Source organism: Mesorhizobium sp. LNHC221B00 (genome assembly GCF_000502935.1).
Lineage (GTDB): Bacteria > Pseudomonadota > Alphaproteobacteria > Rhizobiales > Rhizobiaceae > Mesorhizobium > Mesorhizobium opportunistum.
This window is the reverse complement of record NZ_AYWR01000010.1, coordinates 91,758-112,475: the sequence shown is the minus strand read 5'-3', so window position 1 is coordinate 112,475 and position 20,718 is coordinate 91,758. Positions and strand designations below refer to the sequence as shown.

General features: G+C 64.1%; 18 protein-coding genes, 1 other RNA gene and 1 pseudogene. 1 reads left to right on the top strand and 19 read right to left on the bottom strand.

Features of this window, described 5'->3' with window-relative positions:
- Positions 1-3: 3 nt before the first annotated feature.
- From ftsA to mraZ, 15 genes and pseudogenes are all read right to left on the bottom strand, one after another.
- On the bottom strand, positions 4-1,311 hold the full coding sequence (ftsA, locus tag X741_RS152155; RefSeq protein WP_013894675.1) for a cell division protein FtsA: 1,308 nt from the start codon (positions 1,309-1,311) through the stop codon (positions 4-6).
- Positions 1,308-2,249 (bottom strand): cell division protein FtsQ/DivIB, encoded by a 942-nt coding sequence (locus X741_RS152160; RefSeq protein ID WP_023778044.1) that lies wholly within the window; start codon positions 2,247-2,249, stop codon positions 1,308-1,310. The genes ftsA and X741_RS152160 overlap by 4 nt, the downstream gene beginning before the upstream one ends.
- Positions 2,237-3,163, bottom strand: coding sequence for a D-alanine--D-alanine ligase (locus X741_RS152165; protein ID WP_023778043.1), 927 nt, complete (start codon positions 3,161-3,163; stop codon positions 2,237-2,239). Before X741_RS152165 ends, X741_RS152160 begins: the two co-directional genes overlap by 13 nt.
- A gap of 301 nt (positions 3,164-3,464) precedes the next feature.
- The gene (gene murB, locus X741_RS152170) at positions 3,465-4,430 is read right to left on the bottom strand and encodes a UDP-N-acetylmuramate dehydrogenase (protein ID WP_031250050.1); all 966 of its coding nucleotides are present in this window, start codon (positions 4,428-4,430) and stop codon (positions 3,465-3,467) included.
- Entirely contained in the window at positions 4,427-5,833 is a 1,407-nt protein-coding gene (gene murC / locus X741_RS152175; RefSeq protein WP_023778041.1) for a UDP-N-acetylmuramate--L-alanine ligase, read from the bottom strand. The genes murB and murC overlap by 4 nt, the downstream gene beginning before the upstream one ends.
- Positions 5,830-6,957, bottom strand: a complete 1,128-nt coding sequence (gene murG / locus X741_RS152180; protein ID WP_023778040.1) for an undecaprenyldiphospho-muramoylpentapeptide beta-N-acetylglucosaminyltransferase — start codon at positions 6,955-6,957, stop codon at positions 5,830-5,832. Before murG ends, murC begins: the two co-directional genes overlap by 4 nt.
- Position 6,958: 1 nt before the next feature.
- Positions 6,959-8,110 (bottom strand): putative lipid II flippase FtsW, encoded by a 1,152-nt coding sequence (gene ftsW / locus X741_RS152185; RefSeq protein WP_013894669.1) that lies wholly within the window; start codon positions 8,108-8,110, stop codon positions 6,959-6,961.
- Positions 8,110-9,510: a UDP-N-acetylmuramoyl-L-alanine--D-glutamate ligase gene (gene murD / locus X741_RS152190; protein ID WP_023778039.1), complete on the bottom strand. Its 1,401-nt coding sequence runs from the start codon at positions 9,508-9,510 to the stop codon at positions 8,110-8,112. Before murD ends, ftsW begins: the two co-directional genes overlap by 1 nt.
- 8 nt (positions 9,511-9,518) lie before the next feature.
- Positions 9,519-10,601: a phospho-N-acetylmuramoyl-pentapeptide-transferase gene (gene mraY, locus X741_RS152195; RefSeq protein WP_023765130.1), complete on the bottom strand. Its 1,083-nt coding sequence runs from the start codon at positions 10,599-10,601 to the stop codon at positions 9,519-9,521.
- Between the two features lie 23 nt (positions 10,602-10,624).
- Positions 10,625-12,058 carry a UDP-N-acetylmuramoylalanyl-D-glutamyl-2,6-diaminopimelate--D-alanyl-D-alanine ligase gene (locus X741_RS152200; protein ID WP_023778038.1) on the bottom strand — a complete coding sequence of 478 codons (1,434 nt, stop codon included), beginning with the start codon at positions 12,056-12,058 and terminating at the stop codon, positions 10,625-10,627.
- Positions 12,055-13,507, bottom strand: a pseudogene (locus X741_RS01000000166565) (UDP-N-acetylmuramoyl-L-alanyl-D-glutamate--2,6-diaminopimelate ligase). Before X741_RS01000000166565 ends, X741_RS152200 begins: the two are co-directional and overlap by 4 nt.
- Positions 13,508-13,561: 54 nt before the next feature.
- Positions 13,562-15,271: a penicillin-binding protein 2 gene (locus X741_RS152205; RefSeq protein ID WP_023778037.1), complete on the bottom strand. Its 1,710-nt coding sequence runs from the start codon at positions 15,269-15,271 to the stop codon at positions 13,562-13,564.
- On the bottom strand, positions 15,268-15,663 hold the full coding sequence (locus tag X741_RS152210; RefSeq protein ID WP_023765134.1) for a hypothetical protein: 396 nt from the start codon (positions 15,661-15,663) through the stop codon (positions 15,268-15,270). The genes X741_RS152205 and X741_RS152210 overlap by 4 nt, the downstream gene beginning before the upstream one ends.
- A gap of 4 nt (positions 15,664-15,667) precedes the next feature.
- A complete protein-coding gene (gene rsmH, locus X741_RS152215; protein WP_023778036.1) occupies positions 15,668-16,684 on the bottom strand; it encodes a 16S rRNA (cytosine(1402)-N(4))-methyltransferase RsmH in 1,017 nt (338 codons plus the stop codon).
- Positions 16,681-17,139, bottom strand: a complete 459-nt coding sequence (mraZ, locus tag X741_RS152220) for a division/cell wall cluster transcriptional repressor MraZ (protein WP_023778035.1) — start codon at positions 17,137-17,139, stop codon at positions 16,681-16,683. Before mraZ ends, rsmH begins: the two co-directional genes overlap by 4 nt.
- 409 nt (positions 17,140-17,548) lie before the next feature.
- Between mraZ and X741_RS152225 the strand changes: the two genes are divergently transcribed.
- Positions 17,549-18,664 carry a cystathionine gamma-lyase gene (locus tag X741_RS152225; protein ID WP_023778034.1) on the top strand — a complete coding sequence of 372 codons (1,116 nt, stop codon included), beginning with the start codon at positions 17,549-17,551 and terminating at the stop codon, positions 18,662-18,664.
- A gap of 9 nt (positions 18,665-18,673) precedes the next feature.
- Here the strand turns inward: X741_RS152225 and X741_RS152230 are convergent, their stop codons facing one another.
- The 4 genes from X741_RS152230 to X741_RS152240 form a co-directional block, all read right to left on the bottom strand.
- Complete coding sequence (locus X741_RS152230; RefSeq protein ID WP_023765138.1) at positions 18,674-18,976, bottom strand: type II toxin-antitoxin system RelE/ParE family toxin; 303 nt, start codon at positions 18,974-18,976, stop codon at positions 18,674-18,676.
- The gene (locus X741_RS152235) at positions 18,973-19,248 is read right to left on the bottom strand and encodes a type II toxin-antitoxin system ParD family antitoxin (RefSeq protein ID WP_023778033.1); all 276 of its coding nucleotides are present in this window, start codon (positions 19,246-19,248) and stop codon (positions 18,973-18,975) included. The genes X741_RS152230 and X741_RS152235 overlap by 4 nt, the downstream gene beginning before the upstream one ends.
- Before the next feature lie 165 nt (positions 19,249-19,413).
- Positions 19,414-19,812, bottom strand: an RNA gene (gene rnpB, locus X741_RS1000000167500) — RNase P RNA component class A.
- Between the two features lie 80 nt (positions 19,813-19,892).
- Complete coding sequence (locus tag X741_RS152240) at positions 19,893-20,612, bottom strand: transglycosylase SLT domain-containing protein (RefSeq protein ID WP_023778032.1); 720 nt, start codon at positions 20,610-20,612, stop codon at positions 19,893-19,895.
- Positions 20,613-20,718 lie beyond the last annotated feature (106 nt).

Below are 20,718 nucleotides of genomic sequence, written 5' to 3'. Positions count from 1 at the left end.
CAATTAGAAACTGTCTCTCAACCACTGACTCATGCGATGCAGTTTTCCGCCCGTTCCGGTCATCCTGAGACCGGAAATTCCTTTCGCCGGATGGCTCTCGAAGCTCGCCATCTGCGGATAGATCAAAAGCCCGACGGCGGCCGAGAAGGCTGGCCCCTTTGCCGCCTCGGGCAGGCCCGCCACCCCGAGCGGGCGGCCGATGCGCACATTGCGCCCCAGGATGCGGCGCGCCGCTTCCGGCAGGCCGGCGAGTTGGCTGGCGCCGCCGGTCAAGACGACGCGCTTGCCCACCGCATTGCCGTAGCCGGACTTGTTCAGCCGGTCGCGCAGCAGTTCAAGCGTTTCGTCGATGCGGGCGCGCACGATGCGCGTCATCACCGAGCGCGGTATCTGCAGCGGCACGTCGCCATCGTCGCCGATCGGCTGGATGGAGACCAGGTCGCGGTCGTCGGCGCTGCCCGGCAGCGCCGAGCCATGCATCACCTTCAGCCGTTCGGCGGCATCGAGCGAGGTCGAGAGCCCCTTGGCCATGTCGAGCGTGACATGGTTGCCGCCGATGGCGATGGCGTCGCCATGGACGAACTTGCCTTCCGAAAACACCGAGATCGTCGTCGTGCCGCCGCCCATGTCGATGCAGGCAGCGCCAAGCTCCAGCTCGTCGTCGACAAGTGCCGCCAGCCCGCTGGCATAGGGTGTTGCTACCATGCGTTCGACCGAAAGGTGCGAGCGGTTGATGGAGAGTTCCAGATTGCGCATCGGGGCGGCGTCACCGGTCAGCACATGCATGTCGACGCCAAGCGCATCGCCGACCATGCCGCGCGGGTCGCGCACGCCGCGCTCGGCGTCCAGCGAGAAGCCGACGGGCAGCGAATGAATCACCTCGCGCTCGGCCTTGAGCGCCTGTTTGGCGCCGGCGCCGAGCACGCGCTTGATGTCGGCTTCGTCGGCCTCGTGGCCACCAAGATTGATGGTCGCGGCGAAAGCTTCGCTCTTCAGCCGGCCGGCGGTCATGTTGACGATAAGCGAATCGACCGTCAGCCCCGCCATGCGCTCGGCAGCATCGACGGACAGCCGGATGGCATGCTCAGCCCGGTCGAGATCGACGACCACGCCAGACTTCACGCCTTGCGATTTCTGATGGCCGATACCGATCACCTGGATCCGGTGCGAGCGGCCGCGCAGCAACTTGCCATCATCGCACGGCTTCAGCTTCGCCACCATGCAGCAGACCTTGTTCGAGCCGACATCCAGCACCGTCAGGGTGCCGGAACGGCGCGACGAGGCATCGCCATGACCGCCAAGCCAGCTCATATCTTCGTCTCCGGCTTGCGCTTCAGGGTTTTCGGCTTCTCGTTGAGTGCGGCCTCGCGCTGCGTCACCGCCTCGGGCGTCAGCTGCACGACCAGCCGGTCGGTCAGGCGCATGTCGACAGCGGCGATGTCGCGCGACAACAGCCCCTTGTCATGGTCCATCTTGACGAGCTCGGCGAGCGCTTGGTCCTCGTCATCCTCGGGCAGCTTGACGGTGATGCCGTTGTCCAGCTTCAGGTCCCAGCGCCGCTCACCGACACGGATGTAGCCTTTCACGCGGGAAGCAAGGTCCGGATATTTTTCGATCTTGGCCAGGAAGTCCGGCGCCTTGGCCGGCGCACCGGTCCCGATCAGCAACGGCAGCAGCACCTGCTTGCCGCCCGAGAACGGCGCGATGACGGCGCCATCCTTCTCGATGACCGAAAGGGCATCGCCCTGCTGCCAGAGCGCGAACGCCTCGCGCTCCCCAACGCGCACTTCCAATGTGTGCGGATAGACCTTGCGCACCGCTGCGACCTCGATCCACGGCAGACCCGAGATGCGCTCGCGCGCGGCCTCCGCGTCGAAGCCGATCAGCGACGTCCAGCCGTCGAGTTCGAGCCTGTCCAGAATATCGATCTCCGAGGTCTGGCGGTTGCCGACCACCTTGACCTGATCGACGGCGAAGCCGGTACGGGCGGTAATGCTCTGGATGATGCCGTCGGCATGGCCGCCAAGATAGGCGCCATAGGCGCCGCTCGAAGCGAGCAGCACGGCGGACATCATCGCGGCTGAGAAACGCGGCGCCTGGAACTCGCCGTCACCCAGGCGCGCCAGGATGCGCACCGGGCGGCGAAGCATGCGCGGCAGGATGAAATGGTCGAACGAAAGCGACAGGCCAAGCAGCGACGGCCCAGCCGCGCCCTTCCCCTTGCTCTGTCCCCATTTCAACGCAGACACGAAGCGTCCTCCACCATCCAACTCAACAGACCGCCAAACGAGTGCCCGGCATGGGCGGCGATTTCAGGCACCAAGGACGTCGGTGTCATGCCCGGTTGGGTATTGACCTCGAGCCATACAACCTCGCCATTTTCGGAGTGACGATCGTCATAACGGAAGTCCGACCGGGAAACGCCCCGACAGCCGATCACTTGGTGAGCCTTGAGCGCCAGTGTTTGTATTTTTTGGTAAATATTCGGTGAAACTTTTGCGGGGCATTCGTGCTTTGATCCGCCAGCGACATATTTTGAATCATAGTCGTAGAAGGAATGGCCGGTCGGGATGATCTCACAGACCCCGAGCGCGACATCGCCCATCACCGCGCAGGTCAGTTCCCGGCCGTGGATGTAGCGCTCGACCATGACCGTATCGCCATATTTCCACTCGGACGAACCGATGACCTGCGGCGGATGCGACTGGCCCTCGCTCACGATGACGACACCGAAGCTCGAGCCCTCGCTGACCGGCTTGACCACATAGGGCGGCTTCATCGGATGCTTGTCCTGGATGGCGAAGCGGCTGGTGACCTTCGATTCGGCGACAGGCATGCCGATCGATTTGGCAACCCGCTTGGCCTGCTCCTTGTTCATGGCCAACGCCGAGGCGAGCACGCCCGAATGGGTGTAGGGAATGGCGAGATATTCGAGGATGCCCTGGATGGTGCCATCCTCGCCGAACGGACCATGCAGCGCATTGAAGGCGACATCGGGCTTGAGTTCGGCGAGCACCGAGCCGACATCGCGCCCGACATCCACGCGCGTGACCTGGTAGCCTTCTTTCTCGAGTTCATCGGCGCAAGCCTTTCCCGAAGACAGGGACACGGGCCGCTCGGACGAGAAACCTCCCAGCAGTACGGCCACATGCTTGCTCTTCATTCCCCGTCATCCCCTCTCGTGGCGGACCAAAACCAGGATTTCCGCAACATTGAGTCCGAGTCTCCCGGCAGGTTGCCCCCCCAGACGGAAAACGCGGGTAACGCGTCGAACGACTCAAATCAGGAAACGCTTTCGAGCAGAGAATCAGAGAGTTGATTCACTGGCAAGTGCTTATGATTTCGAGAGATTCACTTTCTGAGAAAATGGCTGCGAAAACCGTGTCGGTGAGTCCTTGGAGCAACGGTTTTGCGCGTTTTGGGAACACGTTGAAGTTCATGCATCACATGAACTTCAACGGCGGCTACAGGAGTTGACCGAGAAACTCCTGCACGGCATGCCCGGAGCGGAAATTGCCGATGCGCTTGATCTCCCAGTGCAGGCGGATGCCCGAATGTTCGAGCACGCGGGCACGCACGGTCTCGCCGAGATATTCGAGATCGTAACCGGTCGCAGTGCCAGTGTTGATCATGAAGTTGCAGTGCATCGGCGACATCTGTGCACCGCCGATCATCAGGCCGCGGCAGCCTGCCTTGTCGATCTCCTTCCAGGCCGACGTGCCTTCCGGATTCTTGAAGGTGGAGCCGCCGGTCTTTTCGCGGATCGGCTGCACGGTCTCGCGGTGGTTCTGGACTGCATCCATCGCCGCCTTGATCACCGCCTTCTCCTCGGCAAAGCCTTCGAACACCGCCGAAGTGAAGATCAGCCCGGACGGGGCTCCGGAATGGCGATAGGCATAGCCCATCTCGGCATTGCTCAACGTCAGGAGATTGCCCTTGCGGTCGAGCCCCCGCACCTCGACGACGCGCTCGCGTGTCTCGACACCATTGGCACCGGCATTCATCCTCAGCGCCCCGCCAATGGCGCCTGGGATGCCGTGGTAGAAATGGAAGCCGCCAATGCCTGCCTCGAGCGCCACCGCGGCTACCCGCTTGTCGGGCGTGGCCGCGCCGGCCTTGATCCTGATCGGCGAAATGACTTCGGCCTCGCCAAAGCCCTTGGCTGAAAGCCGGATGACAAAGCCGGGAATGCCGCCGTCGCGGACCAGCAGGTTCGAGCCGACGCCGACGATGGTCAGCGGCACCTCTTCGGGAACCGCCTTGAGGAACGCGGCCAGGTCTTCCTCGTCGGCCGGCTGGAACAGCGCCTCGGCAAGGCCGCCGGCCCGGAACCAGGTGATCTTGTCCATCTCGGCATTCGGCGTGATGCGGCCGCGCAGGCCGGCAAGCCGGTCGCCAAGTCTGTCGATCAAGGCCTGGCCGTGCATCATGAAACAGTCCCGCCGAGCTCCTTGGGCAGCGCATAGGCCCATTGGGTGATGTTGCCGGCGCCGAGGAAGACGACGAAATCGCCAGGTTTCGCCAGATCGCGGATAACCGGCGCGATCGCCGTCGGCCCCTCTATGTAGCGGGCATCGCGATGGCCGCCGGCACGGATGCGAGACACCAGCTCGTCTGACGTGACACCGTCGATCGGCTCTTCGCCGGCAGCGTAAACCGGGGCGACCATCACCGTGTCGGCGTCGTTGAAGCAGGCGGAGAACTCGTTGAACAGATCATGCAGCCGGGTGAAGCGGTGCGGCTGGGCAATGGCGATGACGCGGCCCTTGGTGGCGCTACGCGCCGCCTTCAGCACCGCAGCGATTTCGACGGGATGGTGGCCATAATCGTCGAACACGTCGACGCCGTTCCACGAGCCGGTATGGGTGAAGCGCCGCTTGACGCCGGCGAAGGACGACAGGCCCTTCTTGATCGCCTCGGCCGACAGGCCAAGTTCGTGCGCGACCGCGACCGCGGCGGTGGCGTTGGAGACGTTGTGACGGCCGGGCATCGGCAGCCGCAGGTCCGATATCGCTGTCTGGCCGCCCGTCTTGCGGTTGCGGATCACCACGTCGAATTCCGAAATGGCGCCGGCCATGCGGTGGTTGGTGAAGCGCACGTCGGCCTGCGCGTTCTCGCCATAGGTGATGACGCGGCGGTCCTCGATCCTGCTGACCAGCGCCTGTACTTCAGGGTGATCGGTACACATCACGCCAAAACCGTAGAACGGCACGTTCTCGACGAACTGGCGGAACGCCTCGCGCACCTTGTCGAAGCTGCCATAGTGATCGAGATGCTCGGGATCGATGTTGGTGACCACCGCGATCTCGGCCGGCAGTTTCAGGAAGGTGCCGTCGCTCTCGTCGGCCTCGACCACCATCCACTCACCATCACCCATGCGGGCATTGGTGCCATAGGCGTTGATGATGCCGCCATTGATGACGGTCGGGTCGAGCCCGCCGGCTTCCAGCAGCGTCGCGACCATCGAGGTCGTCGTCGTCTTGCCATGCGTGCCGCCGATCGCCACCGCCTGGCGGAAGCGCATCAGTTCGGCCAGCATCTCGGCGCGGCGCACGATCGGCAGCAGCTTTTCGCGCGCGGCCTTCAGCTCCGGATTGGATTTCTTGATCGCTGTCGAAACGACCACCACCTCGGCCTCGCCGAGATTCTCGGCCTTGTGGCCGACGAAGCATTCGATGCCCTTATCGCGCAGCCGTTGCACATTGGCGCTGTCGGCCTGGTCGGACCCTTGCACCTTGTAGCCGAGATTGTGCAGCACTTCGGCGATGCCGCTCATGCCGATGCCGCCAATACCGATGAAATGCACAAGGCCGATGGTCTGCGGCATCTTCATGCGTGCGTCCCCTTCCTGAAATCCGAGACGGTTTTTTCGGACGCAATAGCCTCTGTGAGATCGGCGAGCAACCGTGCCGCGTCCGGTCTGCCGGCCGATTTCGCGCCCGCAGCCATCGCCGCCAGCCGCTCGGGGTTGTCCATCAGCCCACCAATGAGCGCCGCGATGCGCTCGGGCGACAGCGAGGATTGCGGGTGCACCTCGCCGCCTCCGGCAGCGGCAAGGGCCGCCGCGTTCGCCGCCTGGTCATGGTCGAGCGCGTAGGGATAAGGTACCAGCAGCGCCGGCCGGCCGATGACGGCGATCTCCGAAACGGTCGATGCGCCGGAGCGCGAGATCACCAGATGCGCGGTCGCGATGCGCGCCGCCATATCGGTGAAGAAGGGTGAGACCTCGACAGCGACGCCAAGAGCGGCATAGGCGGCCTTCACCCGCGCCACATCATCCGCCCGCGCTTGCTGCGTGATCACAAGCCGCTTGCGCTGCGCATCCGAAAGCAGCGCGACGGCCCCCGGCACGGCGTCGGAAAAGAACTGCGCACCCTGGCTGCCGCCGAACACCAGGAGGCGGAATGGCTGTTCGCCGGCCGATGCCGCATAAGGCGTCCTGGCCGCTTCCAGCACGGCCGGCCGGACCGGATTGCCTGTCGTCACCGTCTTGGCGCCCGCGGCACTCGTATCCTGCGGCAGGAACCCGCCGGCGATCGCGTCCACGCGGCCGGCCAGCGCCCGGTTGGCGCGCCCCATCACAGCGTTCTGTTCATGGATCAGCGTCGGCACCTTGCGCCGGGTCGCCGCATAGAGCGGCGGCAAGGTCGGATAGCCGCCGAAGCCGACGACCGCATCCGGCTTGATCCTGGCGATGACAGCGGACGCCTGGCGCACGCCGCGCCAGATTTTCCAGAAGGCGCCGAGCATGGCAATGGGGTTCTTCGAGCCCATGGTCGCCGACTGGATGGGATGGATGGCGGCGGCCGGGAAATGGCCGGCAAACCGCTCGGCGCGGTCGTCGGTCGCCAGATGCACCGACCAGCCGCGCTCGTTCAGCTCATGCGCCAGCGCCTCGGCCGGAAACAGGTGTCCGCCGGTTCCGCCCGCCGCAAGAAGGATGACGCCTCTTGCCATGTCACTCCGCCGGCATCGCGCGCTGCGGCAGCGTAAAGCCCATTTGCTTGCGCTTTTCCGGCCGCTTGCGCGTCAGCGCCAGCACCATGCCCATCGAGATGGCGATGGCGATCTGCGAGGAGCCGCCATAGGAGATGAAGGGCAATGTCATGCCCTTGGCCGGCACCAGCTGCAGGTTGACGCACATGTTGATGACCGCCTGCAGGCCGAACACGGTGACCAGGCCGCCGACCGCATAGCGGGTGAAATCGTCATGTTCCTTGAGCGCCGTGTTGAGACCGCGCAGCACGATGAAGGCGAAGATCGACATGATGAAGAAGCACATGATCAGCCCGAATTCCTCGCCCGCGACCGAAAACACGAAGTCGGCATGGCTGTCCGGAATGACCCGCTTGACGGTGCCCTCGCCCGGCCCGACGCCGAACCAGCCGCCATTGATCAGGGCGTCGCGTCCCATGTCGACCTGGAACGTATCGCCTTCGCCGGTGAGGAACTTGTCGATGCGCAAGGCAACGTGCGGGAACACCGTATAGGCGGCGAAGACGCCGCCGACGCCGGCCGCGCCCAGCACGATGATCCACAGCCATGGCAACCCCGCCATGAAGAACATGATGCCCCAGGTGCCTGTCGTCAGCATGGTCTGGCCGAGATCCGGCTGCGCCACCAGCAGCGACACGACCAGCACCAGGAGCAGCATGGCGAACAGATTGCCGGGAATGTCGGGCTGACGCTTGTGTTCGGCGAACAGCCAGGCGCACATGATGACGAAGGCCGGCTTCAGGAATTCCGACGGCTGGATCGACAGGCCGGCAATCGACACCCAGCGCCGCGCGCCCTTCACCTCGATGCCGATGTAGAGCACCGCCACCATCAGCACCAGCATCAAGCATAGCATGATCAGTGCCATGCGCCGGATCTGCCGGGAATCGAGGAAGGAGACGGCCAGCATCACGCCGAGCGCCGGCACGGTGAAGATGATCTGCCTGGTGGCGAAGTGGAAGCTGTCGAGACCGATGCGTTCGGCCACCGCCGGGCTGGCGGCGAACGACAAGACGATACCGAGCCCCATCAGCGACAGGAATGCCGCCAGGAACCAGCGATCGATCGTCCACCACCAGGTTGCAACCGGGCTTTTGTCGAGACGGCTCTGCATTATCGTGCCCCTCCGATGGGTTTCACGCCCTCGATAGCATTCGCAGCTTGCCTGAAGGCTTCGCCGCGGACTTCGAAATTCTTGAACTGGTCGAAACTGGCGCAGGCCGGCGACAACAGCACCACAGCCTCGCCGCCGTCGTCCCTGGCCGCATCATGCGCGGCGTGTTCGACCGCAGCGGCCAGCGTGCCCGATATCTCGTAGGACACCGCCTCGCCCAGCGTCGCCGAGAAGGCGGGCGCCGCCTCGCCGATCAGGTAGGCCTTGGCGATACGCGGGAAGAAGCCGCGCAGCGGCTCGATGCCGCCTTCCTTGGGCAGGCCGCCGGCGATCCAGTAGATGCGGCTGAAGCTCGACAGGGCGGGCGCCGCCGCATCGGCATTGGTCGCCTTGGAATCGTTGATGAACAGCACATGGTCCTTGCGGCCGACCTGCTCCATGCGATGCGCGAGGCCTGGGAAGCTTTCCAGCCCCGACTGGATCTCACCAAGCTCCATCCCAACCCTCAGGCACGCGGCGACCGCGGCAAGCGCGTTCTGCGCATTGTGCTGGCCGCGCAGCGAACCGATGCCTTCGAGGAAGGCGACCCGGCTGTAGCGGCCGTGCACGGCTTCCATCAAATTGCTGCCGTCGGCGAAATAGCCGTCGGTCAAAGGCAGCCGCTTGGAGATGCGGATGACCTGCCGCCCGGCCCGCTCCAGCCGTTCGGCGATCTGCGCGCACCAGGAATCGTCGATGCCGATGATCGCCGTCTCGCTACCCGCCACCAGCCGTTCCTTGATCGAGGCGTAGTGCTGCATGGTGCCGTGGCGGTCGAGATGGTCGGGCGTCAGGTTGAGCAGGATGCCGGCCGTCGGGTTGATCGAGGGTGCGAGGTCGATCTGGTAGGACGAGCATTCCACGACATAGTGGCGATCGGGCTTCGGCGGATCGAGCGTCATCACCGCGCGGCCGATATTGCCGCCCATCTGCGTGTCGCGGCCCGCCGATTTGAGGATATGCGCCGTCAGTGCGGTCGTCGTCGACTTGCCGTTGGTGCCGGTTATCCCGATGAAGGGAGCTGTCGGCGCACTGAGCGTCCGTTCGCGGCAGAACAGTTCGACGTCGCCGATCACCTCGACACCGGCGCCGCGCGCCAGCTCCACCGTCCAATGCGGCTTGGGATGTGTCAGCGGCACGCCTGGCGACAGCACGAAGGCCGAGAATTTCGCCCAGTCGGCGCCGCGCAAATCGGCGGTTTCAATGCCGGTGGCGGCCGCCTTGGCGACACTGTCGGGATTGTCGTCCCAGGCCAGCACCTCAGCACCGCCCTCGATCAGCGCGCGCGCCGTCGCTATCCCCGAGCCACCGAGCCCGAAGAGCGAAACGCGCTTGCCTGCGAAAGATGCGGCGGGGATCAAGGGGCCTCCTACCTGAGCTTGAGGGTGGAGAGGCCGACCAGCGCCAGGATGACGGCGATGATCCAGAAACGGATCACCACCTGGCTTTCGGTCCAGCCGAGCTTTTCGAAGTGATGGTGGATCGGCGCCATCAGGAACACCCGCTTGCCGGTCATCTTGAAGTAGCCGACCTGGATTATGACAGACAGGATTTCCACGACAAACAACCCGCCGACGATGACCAGCACGATCTCGTGCTTGGTGGCGACCGCGACGGTGCCGATCAGGCCACCCATAGCCAGCGAGCCGGTGTCGCCCATGAAGATCGCCGCCGGCGGCGCGTTGAACCAGAGGAAGCCGAGGCCGGCGCCGATGACGGCGCCCAGCACGACCGCCAGTTCGCCGGTGCCCGGCACGAAATGGATCTGCAGATATTCGGCGAACACCGCGTTGCCGGAGAGATAGGCGATGACGCCGAAGGACGCCGCCGCGATCATGATCGGCACGATCGCAAGTCCGTCGAGGCCGTCGGTCAGGTTCACCGCATTGCCGGCGCCGACGATGACGAAGCAGGAGAACGGAATGAAGAACCAGCCGAGGTTGATGATGAATTCCTTGGCGAAAGGAAACGTCAGCGACGACGAGAACGGCGCCTGGCCATTGTGCATGATTACCCAGGCGGCGATGCCCGCGATGACGAATTCAAGCGCCAGCCTTGCCTTGCCGGAAAAGCCGAGATGCGACTGCTTGGTCACCTTCAGATAGTCGTCGTAGAAGCCGATCGAGCCGAAGCCGAGCGTCACCAATAGCACCACCCAGACATAGATGCTCGACAAGTTCGCCCACAGCAGAGACGAACCGATGATGCCGGACAGGATCATCAGGCCGCCCATGGTCGGCGTGCCGGCCTTCTTGAAATGCGTCTGCGGCCCGTCGGCACGGATCGGCTGGCCCTTGCCCTGGCGCAGCCTGAGCGAATTGATAATCGTCGGTCCGAAGATGAAGACGATCAGCGCCGATGTGATCAGCGCCCCGCCGGTGCGGAAGGTGATGTAGCGGAAGACATTGAAGACCGAGATCTTGTCCGCAAAATCGACGAGCAGTGTGAACATGCGCTTTCGTCCCCCGACTTGGTCTAGGTCTGTTTGCTGGTTGTGGATTCCGCCGGGAATTTGCCCAGCAGCGCATCGACCAGTTTTGCGAAACCGATGCCCTTCGACGATTTGATCATCACCACGTCGCCCGGCTTAAGCGCGGCAACCAGCACCGGCTTCAACTCGGCGACGCCGGCGCGGTATTCCGTCTGGATCTCGGTCGGAAGCGCTTCCGCCAGCGCTTTCATTTCCGGGCCACCGAGAAAGACTGTCTGCGTGCCGGTACCGACGATGAGGTCGGCAAGTGCGGCATGCAGCTTGGCCGAATGATCACCGAGCTCCAGCATGTCGCCGAGCACGGCAATGCGACGACCCTCGCCCGTCACAGGCGTCGTGTTGAGCAACGCCATCGCGGCGGCCATCGATGCCGGATTGGCATTGTAGCTCTCGTCGATCAGCGTGATCGGGCCACCGGGATGGCGCAGCACATGGCGCTTGCCGCGCCCACGCTCGGCGGAGAGATCGGCCAACGCCAGCACCACTTTGTCGAGGTCGGCGCCGACCAGATGCGCCGCGCCCAGCACGGCCAGCACGTTCTGCACCATATGACGGCCGGGCGCGCCGATACGGGCGATCATATCATGACCGCCGATCCTGGCGGCGATGTCGGAATGGTCGGCGTGGAGTTCGCACTTGGTGAGCTTGAAGGTCGACCGCGCGTTCTCGCCGAAGCCGTAGACATGCTCGACACCAGCGGCATGCGCCATCTTGTCCAGAAGCTTGAAGCGCGCATCGTCACGGTTGAGGATGGCCGCGCCATCGGGTTCGATGCCCTCGAAAATCTCGGCCTTGGCCTTGGCGATCTCGTCGAGGTTGCGGAAGAAGCCGAGATGCGCCGCCGCGATCATGGTGACGATGGCGACATGCGGCCGCACCATTTTGACCAGCGGCCGGATCTCGTCGGGATGGTTCATGCCGATCTCGAACACAGCGTAATCGCAATCCACGGGCATGCGCGCCAAGGTCAGAGGCACGCCCCAATGGTTGTTGAAGGACTGCGCCGAGGCATGCACCTTGCCCACCGCCGACAGCACGTGGCGCAGCGCTTCCTTGGTGGTGGTCTTGCCGGCGGAACCGGTCACCGCGATGATTTTTGCCTGCGAACGGGCTCGTGCCGCGACACCGAGTTTTTCCAATGCGACCAGCACGTCCTCGACGACGACAATCGGCGCCGTCAGCCGGCCGAGCGACGGCAGCTTGCCTTCAGCCACCACCAGTACGCCGGCGCCGGCCTTGATCGCAGCGGTGGCGAAGTCGTGCCCGTCCATCGCCTCGCCCTTGATGGCGAAGAAGGCATTGCCGGGCTGCAGGCTGCGGCTGTCGATCGAAATGCCCGATATGCCTTCCGGCATCGGACCGAGCGGCCGCCCGTCCATGGCGGCAACCAGCGCTTCGGAAGTCCACAAGAGGTTCATGCGGCACGCTCCCGCAGCGCGGCGCGGACTTCCTCATGATCGGAGAAATGCAGCGTCTCGGAGCCGATCGTCTGGCCTTCCTCGTGGCCCTTGCCGGCCACGATCAGCGTGTCGCCGGCATGAAGCATGGCGACCGCATCGTGGATCGCCTTGCGCCGGTCGCCGATCTNTGGCGCCAGGTGCTGCGGCCATGATGGCGGCGCGGATCGTCTCGGGCACTTCCGAACGCGGATTGTCGTCGGTGACGATGACGACATCGGCGAGCCGGGTCGCGATCTCGCCCATGATCGGCCTTTTTCCCCGGTCGCGGTCGCCGCCGCAGCCGAACACGACCAGGACGCGGCCCGTGGTGAACGGCCGCACCGAGGTCAGCACGTTTTCCAGCGCATCGGGCTTGTGGGCATAATCGACATAAACGGGCGCACCATTGGCGGTGGTCCCGACGAGATCGAGCCGGCCCGGCGCGCCCTTCAATTTCTCCAACGACATCAAAGCCTTGGGAGTGGGTGTTCCCGTGGAAATAGCGAGCCCCGCGGAAACCAGCGCGTTCGAAATCTGGAAATCGCCGGCCAGCGGCAAGTCGATCTCGTAAAGCACACCGTCGGCCTCGACCTCGGCGCGCTGGCGATGACGCTCATGCTCGACCCGCTTCAGCCGGAGGAAATCGCCATGGCGGCCAACGGTCAGCACCTCGAGCCCGGCGGCCCGCGCCGCCTGGATCGTCGGCGCCGACCACGGATCGTCGGCGAAGATGACCGCCGGCGCGCCTTTCGGCAGCAGCGTGTCGAACAGGCGCAATTTGGCGCGGTGATAATCCTCGACCGTTGGATGGTAGTCCATGTGGTCGCGGCCAAGATTGGTGAAGCCGCCGGCGGCGAGCTTGACGCCGTCGAGGCGGCGCTGGTCGAGCCCGTGGCTGGAAGCCTCCATCGAGGCGTGGGTAACGCCGGCGTCGGCCAATTCCTTGAGCAGATGGTGCAGGGCGACCGGATCGGGAGTCGTCAGAGAACCATATTCGTTGCGGCCCGGCGCCACCACGCCGGTGGTGCCGATCGAGGCGGCGGCGTAGCCGGCCTGCTCCCAGATCTGCCTGGTGAAGGCGGCGACCGACGTCTTGCCGCTGGTGCCGGTCAGCGCAATCATGGTTTGTGGCTGCTTGCCGAAAAAGCGGGCGGCTCCGAGCGCCAGCGCCAGGCGCGGATCGTCCACCGCCAGCACTGGCACCTGCTGCCCGCCAACGGCGGTGCCCTTGGCTGTCACGATCGCCACGGCACCGCGCCTGGCGGCATCGGCGGCATAGGCCGAGCCGTCGGCTTTGCTTCCCGCAAGCGCGAAGAAGATGACGCCGGGCTTAACCTGCCGGGAATCCGACGAGATGCCGGTAACCTCCAGATCGGCGGAAGCTGTTCCTTCGACTGGCAGGATACCGTCTAGATCTCTGAGCTTCATCGAGTTCCGTTCACCGCAACAAAATAGCGCGCAGTTACCGGCGCGCCCCAAGAATCACTGATAGGACACCAGCGTTGCACCATTTTCATGGCTGAAATCTGGCTTCACGCCAAGCATGGCCGCTGAACGCCTGATGATATTGCCGGCTATAACCCCGGCATTCGCGGCCGCGACGTCGGTCATCCCGGGCTTTTCGGGGTGCGGGGCGTCGGCAATCGTAAACACGAGATATTGCGGATCGTCCATCGGGAAGGCGGCGACGAAGGTGTTGAAATTCAAATCCTTAGAATAGCGGCCGTTGATCACCTTCTCGGCCGTTCCGGTCTTGCCGCCGACGCGGTAGCCGGGGACCCTGGCGTTTCTGGCCGAGCCCTTCTCGGCGTTGAGCGTATAGAGGTAGCGCATGCCTTCGACGGTTTTGTCGTTGACCACTTTCTTGGCCGTCGCCATCGCTTCCTGCTCGCTGCGGACCAGGAACGTCGGCTCCATCAAGTAGCCCCCATTCATCAGCGCCGCGCAGCCGACAGCCGCTTGCAGCGGCGTCGTCGACACACCATGGCCGAAGGCGATGGTGAACGAATTGACCTGTTTCCAGACCTTCGGTTCCGTCGGGCGAGCGACTTCCGGCAGTTCGGTCTGCATCTTGTCCAGGATGCCAAGGCGGTGCAGGAATTCCCGGTGCCCCGCGATGCCGACCAGTTCGGCCTCTCGGGCCGACCCGATGTTGGACGAATAGAGGAACACCTCCGGCAACGACAGCACACGGTTCTTGCCGTGGAAATCGTGGATGGCCTGATGGCCGACCCGGATTGGATGCGAAGCGTCGAAGCGGCTCGCCATCGTCGCCTTGCCGGAATCGAGCGCCATGGCCGAGGTGAAGCTCTTGAAGGTCGAGCCCATCTCATAGAGCCCCGCCGACATCCGGTTCAGCCGGTCCTTTTCCTGTGCATTGTAGGGATTGTTCGGATCGAAATCCGGCACCGAGGCCATGGCCACCACTTCGCCAGTCTTGACGTTGAGCACGACGGCTCCGGCGCCCATGGCGCGATAGCGCTCCAGGCCGGCGGCGATCTCGTCACGCACCACATGCTGGATGCGCAGATCGATCGAAAGCTTCACCGGCTTGAGATCCTTGGCCACCGCCAGGCCCGACGCCTGCAGGTCGCTCAGGCCCTGCTCGTCGATGTACTTCTCCATGCCGGAGATGCCCTGGTTGTCGATGTTGGTCAGGCCGACAATGTAGGAGGAGGTCTCGCCGCTTGGATAGAAACGGCGCTTCTCGGTGCGGAAGCCGAAGCCGGGAATGCCGAGCTGCATGATGTCGGCCTGCTGCTTGGGCGTCAGCTGGCGCTGCAGCCAGACGAAGCCGGCGCCGCTCTTGAGCTTATGGTAGGTCTGCTCATAATCGATCTCGGGCAGAACGGTCGACAGTTTTTCGATCGCCTCGTCGGCATCGACGATGCGGCGCGGCTCTGCAAACAATGACGCTGTCTTGATGTCGGTAGCCAGCACTTCGCCATTGCGGTCGACGATGTCGGGCCGCGAGGCGGTGACCCGGCTCTGCGGGCCGCCCGACAGGTCGGGTGTCTGGAAGCCGAGATAGACCAGCCGCCCGGAAATGACCGAGAAGATGCCGAAGAACACCGCCATCGTCATCACGATGCGCGCCTTGCCCTTGCCGCCGGTCGCCTTGCGGGCGCCCTCGACGACGATGGACCCGTCCTCGACCGTCCTGGCCCGGCGCTTCAGCAGTTTGCCGATCATTGGGCGATGCCTCCGGTGACGACGGGATCCTTGTCGCCCGGGGGCGCCTTGTCGGAATTGTCGGCCATGCCGCCCTGGCGGCCGTTCAGTATGTCCTGGATGTCCAGGGCCTTGGACGGCAGGTCGCCCAGGCCCACGATCTGGCGCGCGCTGACCGGCTCGAGGGCGAGCTGCGCCTTGTAGAGTTCGGCGAGCTTCTGCAGCCGCGACGGCTGGGTGAGCAGGCTCCAGTCGGCTTTGAGCAGGTCGATCGTCTCCTCCTCGTAGCGTATCTGGGTATGGATCTTCTGCACCGCCGCCAGTTGGTCCTCGGCCTCGCGCTTGATCTTGTAGGTCAGGGCCGCCGCCGAAACCATGACGGCGATCAGGACAATGTCGCTGGTACGGAACACGTGCTTACCTCTCCCCCTGCCGGTCGATACCGGGAAGCTTTGGAAGGCCGAAAATCGAAAAATCGCCGGGGCGCGCCGGCGCCTCGGTGCGGATCGCGGCGCGCAGCCTCGCCGAGCGGGCGCGTGGATTGGCCGCGATCTCGGCGTCACCAGGCGTCACGCCGCCGCCTGCCTTGCGGAAGGTGGCGCTGCGCGCCTGCGCCTCGGGCATGTGGCGAGACCCCGTCACGGCATCGGCGCGGTCGGCTATGAAGCGCTTGACGATACGGTCTTCCAGCGAATGGAACGTCACCACGACGAGGCGTCCGCCCGGCTTCAGCGCGCGTTCGGCAGCGAACAGGGCCTTGGCCAACTCGCCGAGCTCGTCGTTGACGAAGATGCGCAGCGCCTGGAAGACGCGGGTGGCCGGATGGATCTTGTCCTTCGGCGCGCGGCCGATATGCGTCTCGATGGCGTCGGCGAGTTCCAGCGTGCGTTCGAACGGCCGCTTTTCGCGGCGCGCCTCGATCATGCGGGCGATACGCCCGGCGTGACGCTCCTCGCCGAGAAAGCCGAAGATGCGGGCAAGGTCGCCCGGCTTGAAGCTGTTGACGACATCGGCGGCACTGAGGCCCGCCTGCGCCATGCGCATGTCGAGCGGCCCGTCGGAGCGGAAGGAAAACCCGCGTTCGGCCTGGTCGAGCTGCATCGAGGACACGCCAATGTCGAGCACGACGCCATCAACGCTTTCGGCATGCTGGTCCAGCGTCGAGAACGGCGCCTGCACCAGCCTCAGCCTGCCGCCCGACTGTGCCTCGAGATCGCGTCCGGCGGCGATCGCGTCCGGGTCGCGGTCGATGGCCACCACCGAAGCGCCCGTCGCCAGGATGGCTTTGGTGTAGCCGCCGGCGCCGAACGTGCCGTCGATGATGGTGTCGCCCTGCCCCGGCGCCAGTGCCTCTAGCACTTCGCCAAGGAAGACCGGAATGTGGCGGGCCGATCCGCCAACGGCGTTGATGTCATCGCCGTGGCCCGCCGTCATTCCGGCCGCTCCCCAGGCTTCGTCCCCTGCCGAAGCTGCAAAAGCCGGGCCCGCGCCTGGGCGCCATAGGCAGCAAGCCGTCCCGGCTCCCAGATCTGAAAGAAATTGCCGCGGCCGACAAAGGTCGCCTCCGCCGAGATGCCGGTGTGCTCGCGAATGAAATCGGTCATGGTGATGCGGCCATCCTGGTCGAGTTTCAGGAACGCGCCATCGCCATGGCAGAAGAAGGACATGTCGTCCGCCGTCTGCAGGAAAGGATCCTCGAGCGCGATGCGTTGCTCGTAACGATCGAGCAGGTCGAGCCCACCGACATCCATCGCCGGCAGGTCCAGGCAACGCAGCGCGTAGAGTTCCGAATAGCCGCGTTTCTGCACGACGGCACGGAAATGCGCCGGAACGGACACCCGCCCCTTCACATCGATCCTGCTCACCGTGTTCGACAGAAACCGGTCCATCACGCGTTACAGCCGCTTGCGCCGCCGCACCCCTCTTCATCGTGTCGCACGCGCCGCCGCAGCGCGTTCCCTGCCTCGCACCCACCTCGTTTACGCGGGCAAAAACCGGCAAACGCGCAGCCGCCGCGGCTGCCCGATTGGCGTACGCTTTACCCTGACGCGGAACGAAGGCTTGAGTATCGGAATGGGATATCATGGGGCACTATGGGCGTCAACGGGAATAGGCTTCACAAACACGCGCATCGCGACCGATGAGGGCAGCCGTTACGGCACGTCTCGTCTTTATGGATCATTAAGCCTAACGAAGCGTTTAGAGCGCTTGGCCCAACCGGAGGCGGCTTGCTGGGGCGCGTTGCCGGGCATAGCGTTCGCTCGCGTCCGGCCGGTCACCAGGAGGGTTTGAGAATCGATGCCTGAATCAGCGAACACACGCGCTGCAGCACTTCCCCATCTGCGCAACAACGGGCTCGCCATGGGCGACCCGATCCCGCTGCCACTGACCATGGCCGCGATCTACCACGCGCCTGGCGATGCCACCGGCTACGATCAGTATGGCCGCTTCAGCAATCCGACCTGGGACGCGGTCGAACATATGCTGGCGCATCTGGAAGACGCGCCCTGCGTGGCCTTCCCTTCCGGAATGGGCGCGATCTCGGCCGTGTTCTTCGGACTGCTCAAGACTGGCGACCGTATCCTGCTGCCGTCGGACGGCTATCACACGACAAGGGCACTGGCCGATCGCTTCCTGAAGCCTTTCGGCGTCAGCTACGATGTCCGTCCGACCTCGGCGTTCCTCGATGGCGGCTTCGATGGCTACCGGCTTGCTTTCGTCGAAACCCCGGCCAATCCGGGACTGGATATCTGCGACATAGCGGCCGTTGCCGCGGCGGTTCACAAAGCAGGTGCGCTGCTGGCGATCGACAACACGACGATGACGCCGTTCGGCCAGCGCCCGCTCGACCACGGCGCCGATATCGTCGTCGCCGCCGACACCAAGGCACCGAACGGTCATTCGGACGTGCTGTTCGGCCACGTCGCCAGCCGCAACGCCGACATCATCGCCGCCGTGACCGGCTGGCGTGAAATTTCAGGCAGCATTCCCGGACCGTTCGAAGCCTGGCTGGTGCACCGTGGCCTGGAGACACTCGATGTGCGCTTCGACCGCATGTGCACCTCCGCGGAAGTGATCGCGCGGCGACTGCAGGGCCACCGGTCGATCAGCGGCCTGCGATTTCCCGGACTGGAGAGCGATCCGTCGCACAACCTTGCCCGCGCCCAGATGGAGCGCTTCGGCTTTCTCATCTCGTTCGAGCTTGCCTCGGAACAGAAGGCCGAGGATTTCATCAACAATTGCGACCTGATGCAGGCAGCGACATCCTTCGGCGGCGTCCACACCTCGGCCGAGCGGCGCTTGAAGCGAGGCGATGCGGTTGCGCCTGGCTTCGTACGCCTCTCGGTCGGATGTGAACCGGTGGAAGAACTCTGGAAAGCAATCGAGATGTCGCTGGACGGGATCAGAGGCTGACAGGATCGATCACGAACCGAGATCGTCGGCTTCGATGTCGCGATGGCCGTGCAGCACGCGAAGAATTTCGATCGCTTCGCCACCGACGCGATACAGGGTGAGATAATCGCCGACCACCAGATGACGGATGCCGGGCGCAATATCGTCGCGTGGCGCACCTGAGAGGGGAAAGATGGCCAGTTGCTGCCATCGCGCTTCGATGCGATCGAGGAGCCGATCGGCTGCAGCCTCGCTGTCCTGGGCAATATGCAGCCAGATCGCGATCAGATCGTCTTCAACGCGTGCATTCCGGACGATGGACAACAGATTCATGCTGCGTCGTCAGATCGCAACCGTCTCCGCGCCTCGGCTTTGATTTCATCCATCGATGCAAATCGACCAGGCCCGCTATCGATCCCTTCCTGCACCAGCTTGCGCAGTTCCTCGACCGTATAGCCGAGCAGATCGCGGCGGTCCTTCCATTGCCGCAGCGCATCACGGATCACTTCGCTCGCCGAAGCATATTCGCCGGCGGCAACCACATCGTCCACCGCTTGCGCCAGTTCCGGCGACAGCGTGATGCTGCGTTTATCGACATGTCCCATGATAGGCTCCCGATGCTTTCGTCGATCCAATGGTACGATTAAATCGTACCAGCTTCAAGCAATGGCTTGGTGTCGATCCAGCCGGCAAAGCCGCACCAACTTGAATCGGCAGGCGCGCTGGAGGGCGCAACCTGCTGATCTCAAACGTTTTCTTTTCGAAGGAAAACTGCCAGCCGGCCTGTAAGCCGGGTTTTGTATGGCCCTCGCCCCTTGCGGGACGAGAACGTGGCGGCCATTCATCTTGGGCGCATGTTGCCATGCGCCTCACGCAACCTACCCGGACGGTGAGCCGGAAACAGCCCTCGAGGGTTTCCCTCGCACCGCCCCTATTCGGTCTTGCTCCCGGTGGGGTTTACCGTGCCGCTCCTGTTGCCAGTCGCGCGGTGGGCTCTTACCCCACCCTTTCACCCTTACCACGGTGAAACCGTGGCGGTTTGCTTTCTGTGGCACTTTCCCTGGGGTCGCCCCCGCCGGCCATTAACCGGCACCGTGTCTCCATGGAGCCCGGACTTTCCTCACCCGCGACCTTTCGGCGTTTGCGAGTGCGGCCGCCCGGCCAGCTGGCAAGGCGTATAAAGGGGTTCAGCCCAGAAAACGCAACCGAAAAAGCCGCTTGCGGCCAGCTCTTCTCACGCCAGCTCTTCTCAGGCAGGCGCACCAACGGCGGCCAACTGCACCTTGACCTTGCTGCAATAGGCGGCCGAGACAGGGTTCATCCGTGTCGCGCCATGGCCGGCATTGTATTTCAGGATCGTGCCGCAGGTCGTGCCACCGCCGAGATCCCGTGCCATGGCGAGATACTTCATGCCGTATTTGATGTTGGTGTCGGGATCGAAGAGGCCCTTGGCCGAACCGTTGTAACCCATCATCCGCGCCGTCGCCGGCTTGATCTGCATCAGGCCGATCTCGCCGGCGCCGCCGACCATGTTCGGCCGGTAATTGCTCTCGATCTTGATGACGGCATTAGCCAGTGACACCGGGATGCCGTAGCTCGCCGCATAGCGGGCGACGATCGCGGAATACTGGCCGCTGCTGGCCACCACTGCGGTCGACGCGGCTGCATTCCCGAGGCCGATCGATGCCGTCGTCATCATGTCGACGGTCTTGCGTCCGCGCTTGGTCTGCTTTTTGGCGGTGGATTTTTTCGCGTTGGTCCAGCTTGCCTTTTCCACTTTCGCGGAAGCCTGCTTCTTCGCCGTCTTCACACTCCTGCTGCTTTTGGCCGAAATGGCCTTGCCTTTGGCAGTTGCGGCGACGAGCCCTTGATCGGCCCGTGGGCTTAACGGCGCGGCATTGGCCGCACCAAAGGCAAAAGTCATTACGCCGGCAGCAAGAGCTGCCGTTACAACGGTCAATTTCTGCATGTGATCCTGTTCTGTTTGGACCACGCGAAGATCATCGCGTGGCATGCCTTGATTAATATCGGAACATCCGGGGGGATAGACGTCCGACAAACTGTACGAATTGCCC

Coding starts and splice junctions, on each gene's coding strand:
- ftsA (WP_013894675.1), bottom strand. CDS start 1,311: ATGAGCTGGCTTGGCGGTCATGGCGATGCCTCGTCGCGCCGTTCCGGC.
- X741_RS152165 (WP_023778043.1), bottom strand. CDS start 3,163: ATGAAGAGCAAGCATGTGGCCGTACTGCTGGGAGGTTTCTCGTCCGAG.
- murB (WP_031250050.1), bottom strand. CDS start 4,430: ATGATGCACGGCCAGGCCTTGATCGACAGACTTGGCGACCGGCTTGCC.
- murC (WP_023778041.1), bottom strand. CDS start 5,833: ATGAAGATGCCGCAGACCATCGGCCTTGTGCATTTCATCGGTATTGGC.
- murG (WP_023778040.1), bottom strand. CDS start 6,957: ATGGCAAGAGGCGTCATCCTTCTTGCGGCGGGCGGAACCGGCGGACAC.
- ftsW (WP_013894669.1), bottom strand. CDS start 8,110: ATGCAGAGCCGTCTCGACAAAAGCCCGGTTGCAACCTGGTGGTGGACG.
- mraY (WP_023765130.1), bottom strand. CDS start 10,601: ATGTTCACACTGCTCGTCGATTTTGCGGACAAGATCTCGGTCTTCAAT.
- X741_RS152200 (WP_023778038.1), bottom strand. CDS start 12,058: ATGAACCTCTTGTGGACTTCCGAAGCGCTGGTTGCCGCCATGGACGGG.
- X741_RS152205 (WP_023778037.1), bottom strand. CDS start 15,271: ATGATCGGCAAACTGCTGAAGCGCCGGGCCAGGACGGTCGAGGACGGG.
- rsmH (WP_023778036.1), bottom strand. CDS start 16,684: ATGACGGCGGGCCACGGCGATGACATCAACGCCGTTGGCGGATCGGCC.
- mraZ (WP_023778035.1), bottom strand. CDS start 17,139: ATGGACCGGTTTCTGTCGAACACGGTGAGCAGGATCGATGTGAAGGGG.
- X741_RS152225 (WP_023778034.1), top strand. CDS start 17,549: ATGCCTGAATCAGCGAACACACGCGCTGCAGCACTTCCCCATCTGCGC.
- X741_RS152230 (WP_023765138.1), bottom strand. CDS start 18,976: ATGAATCTGTTGTCCATCGTCCGGAATGCACGCGTTGAAGACGATCTG.
- X741_RS152235 (WP_023778033.1), bottom strand. CDS start 19,248: ATGGGACATGTCGATAAACGCAGCATCACGCTGTCGCCGGAACTGGCG.
- X741_RS152240 (WP_023778032.1), bottom strand. CDS start 20,612: ATGCAGAAATTGACCGTTGTAACGGCAGCTCTTGCTGCCGGCGTAATG.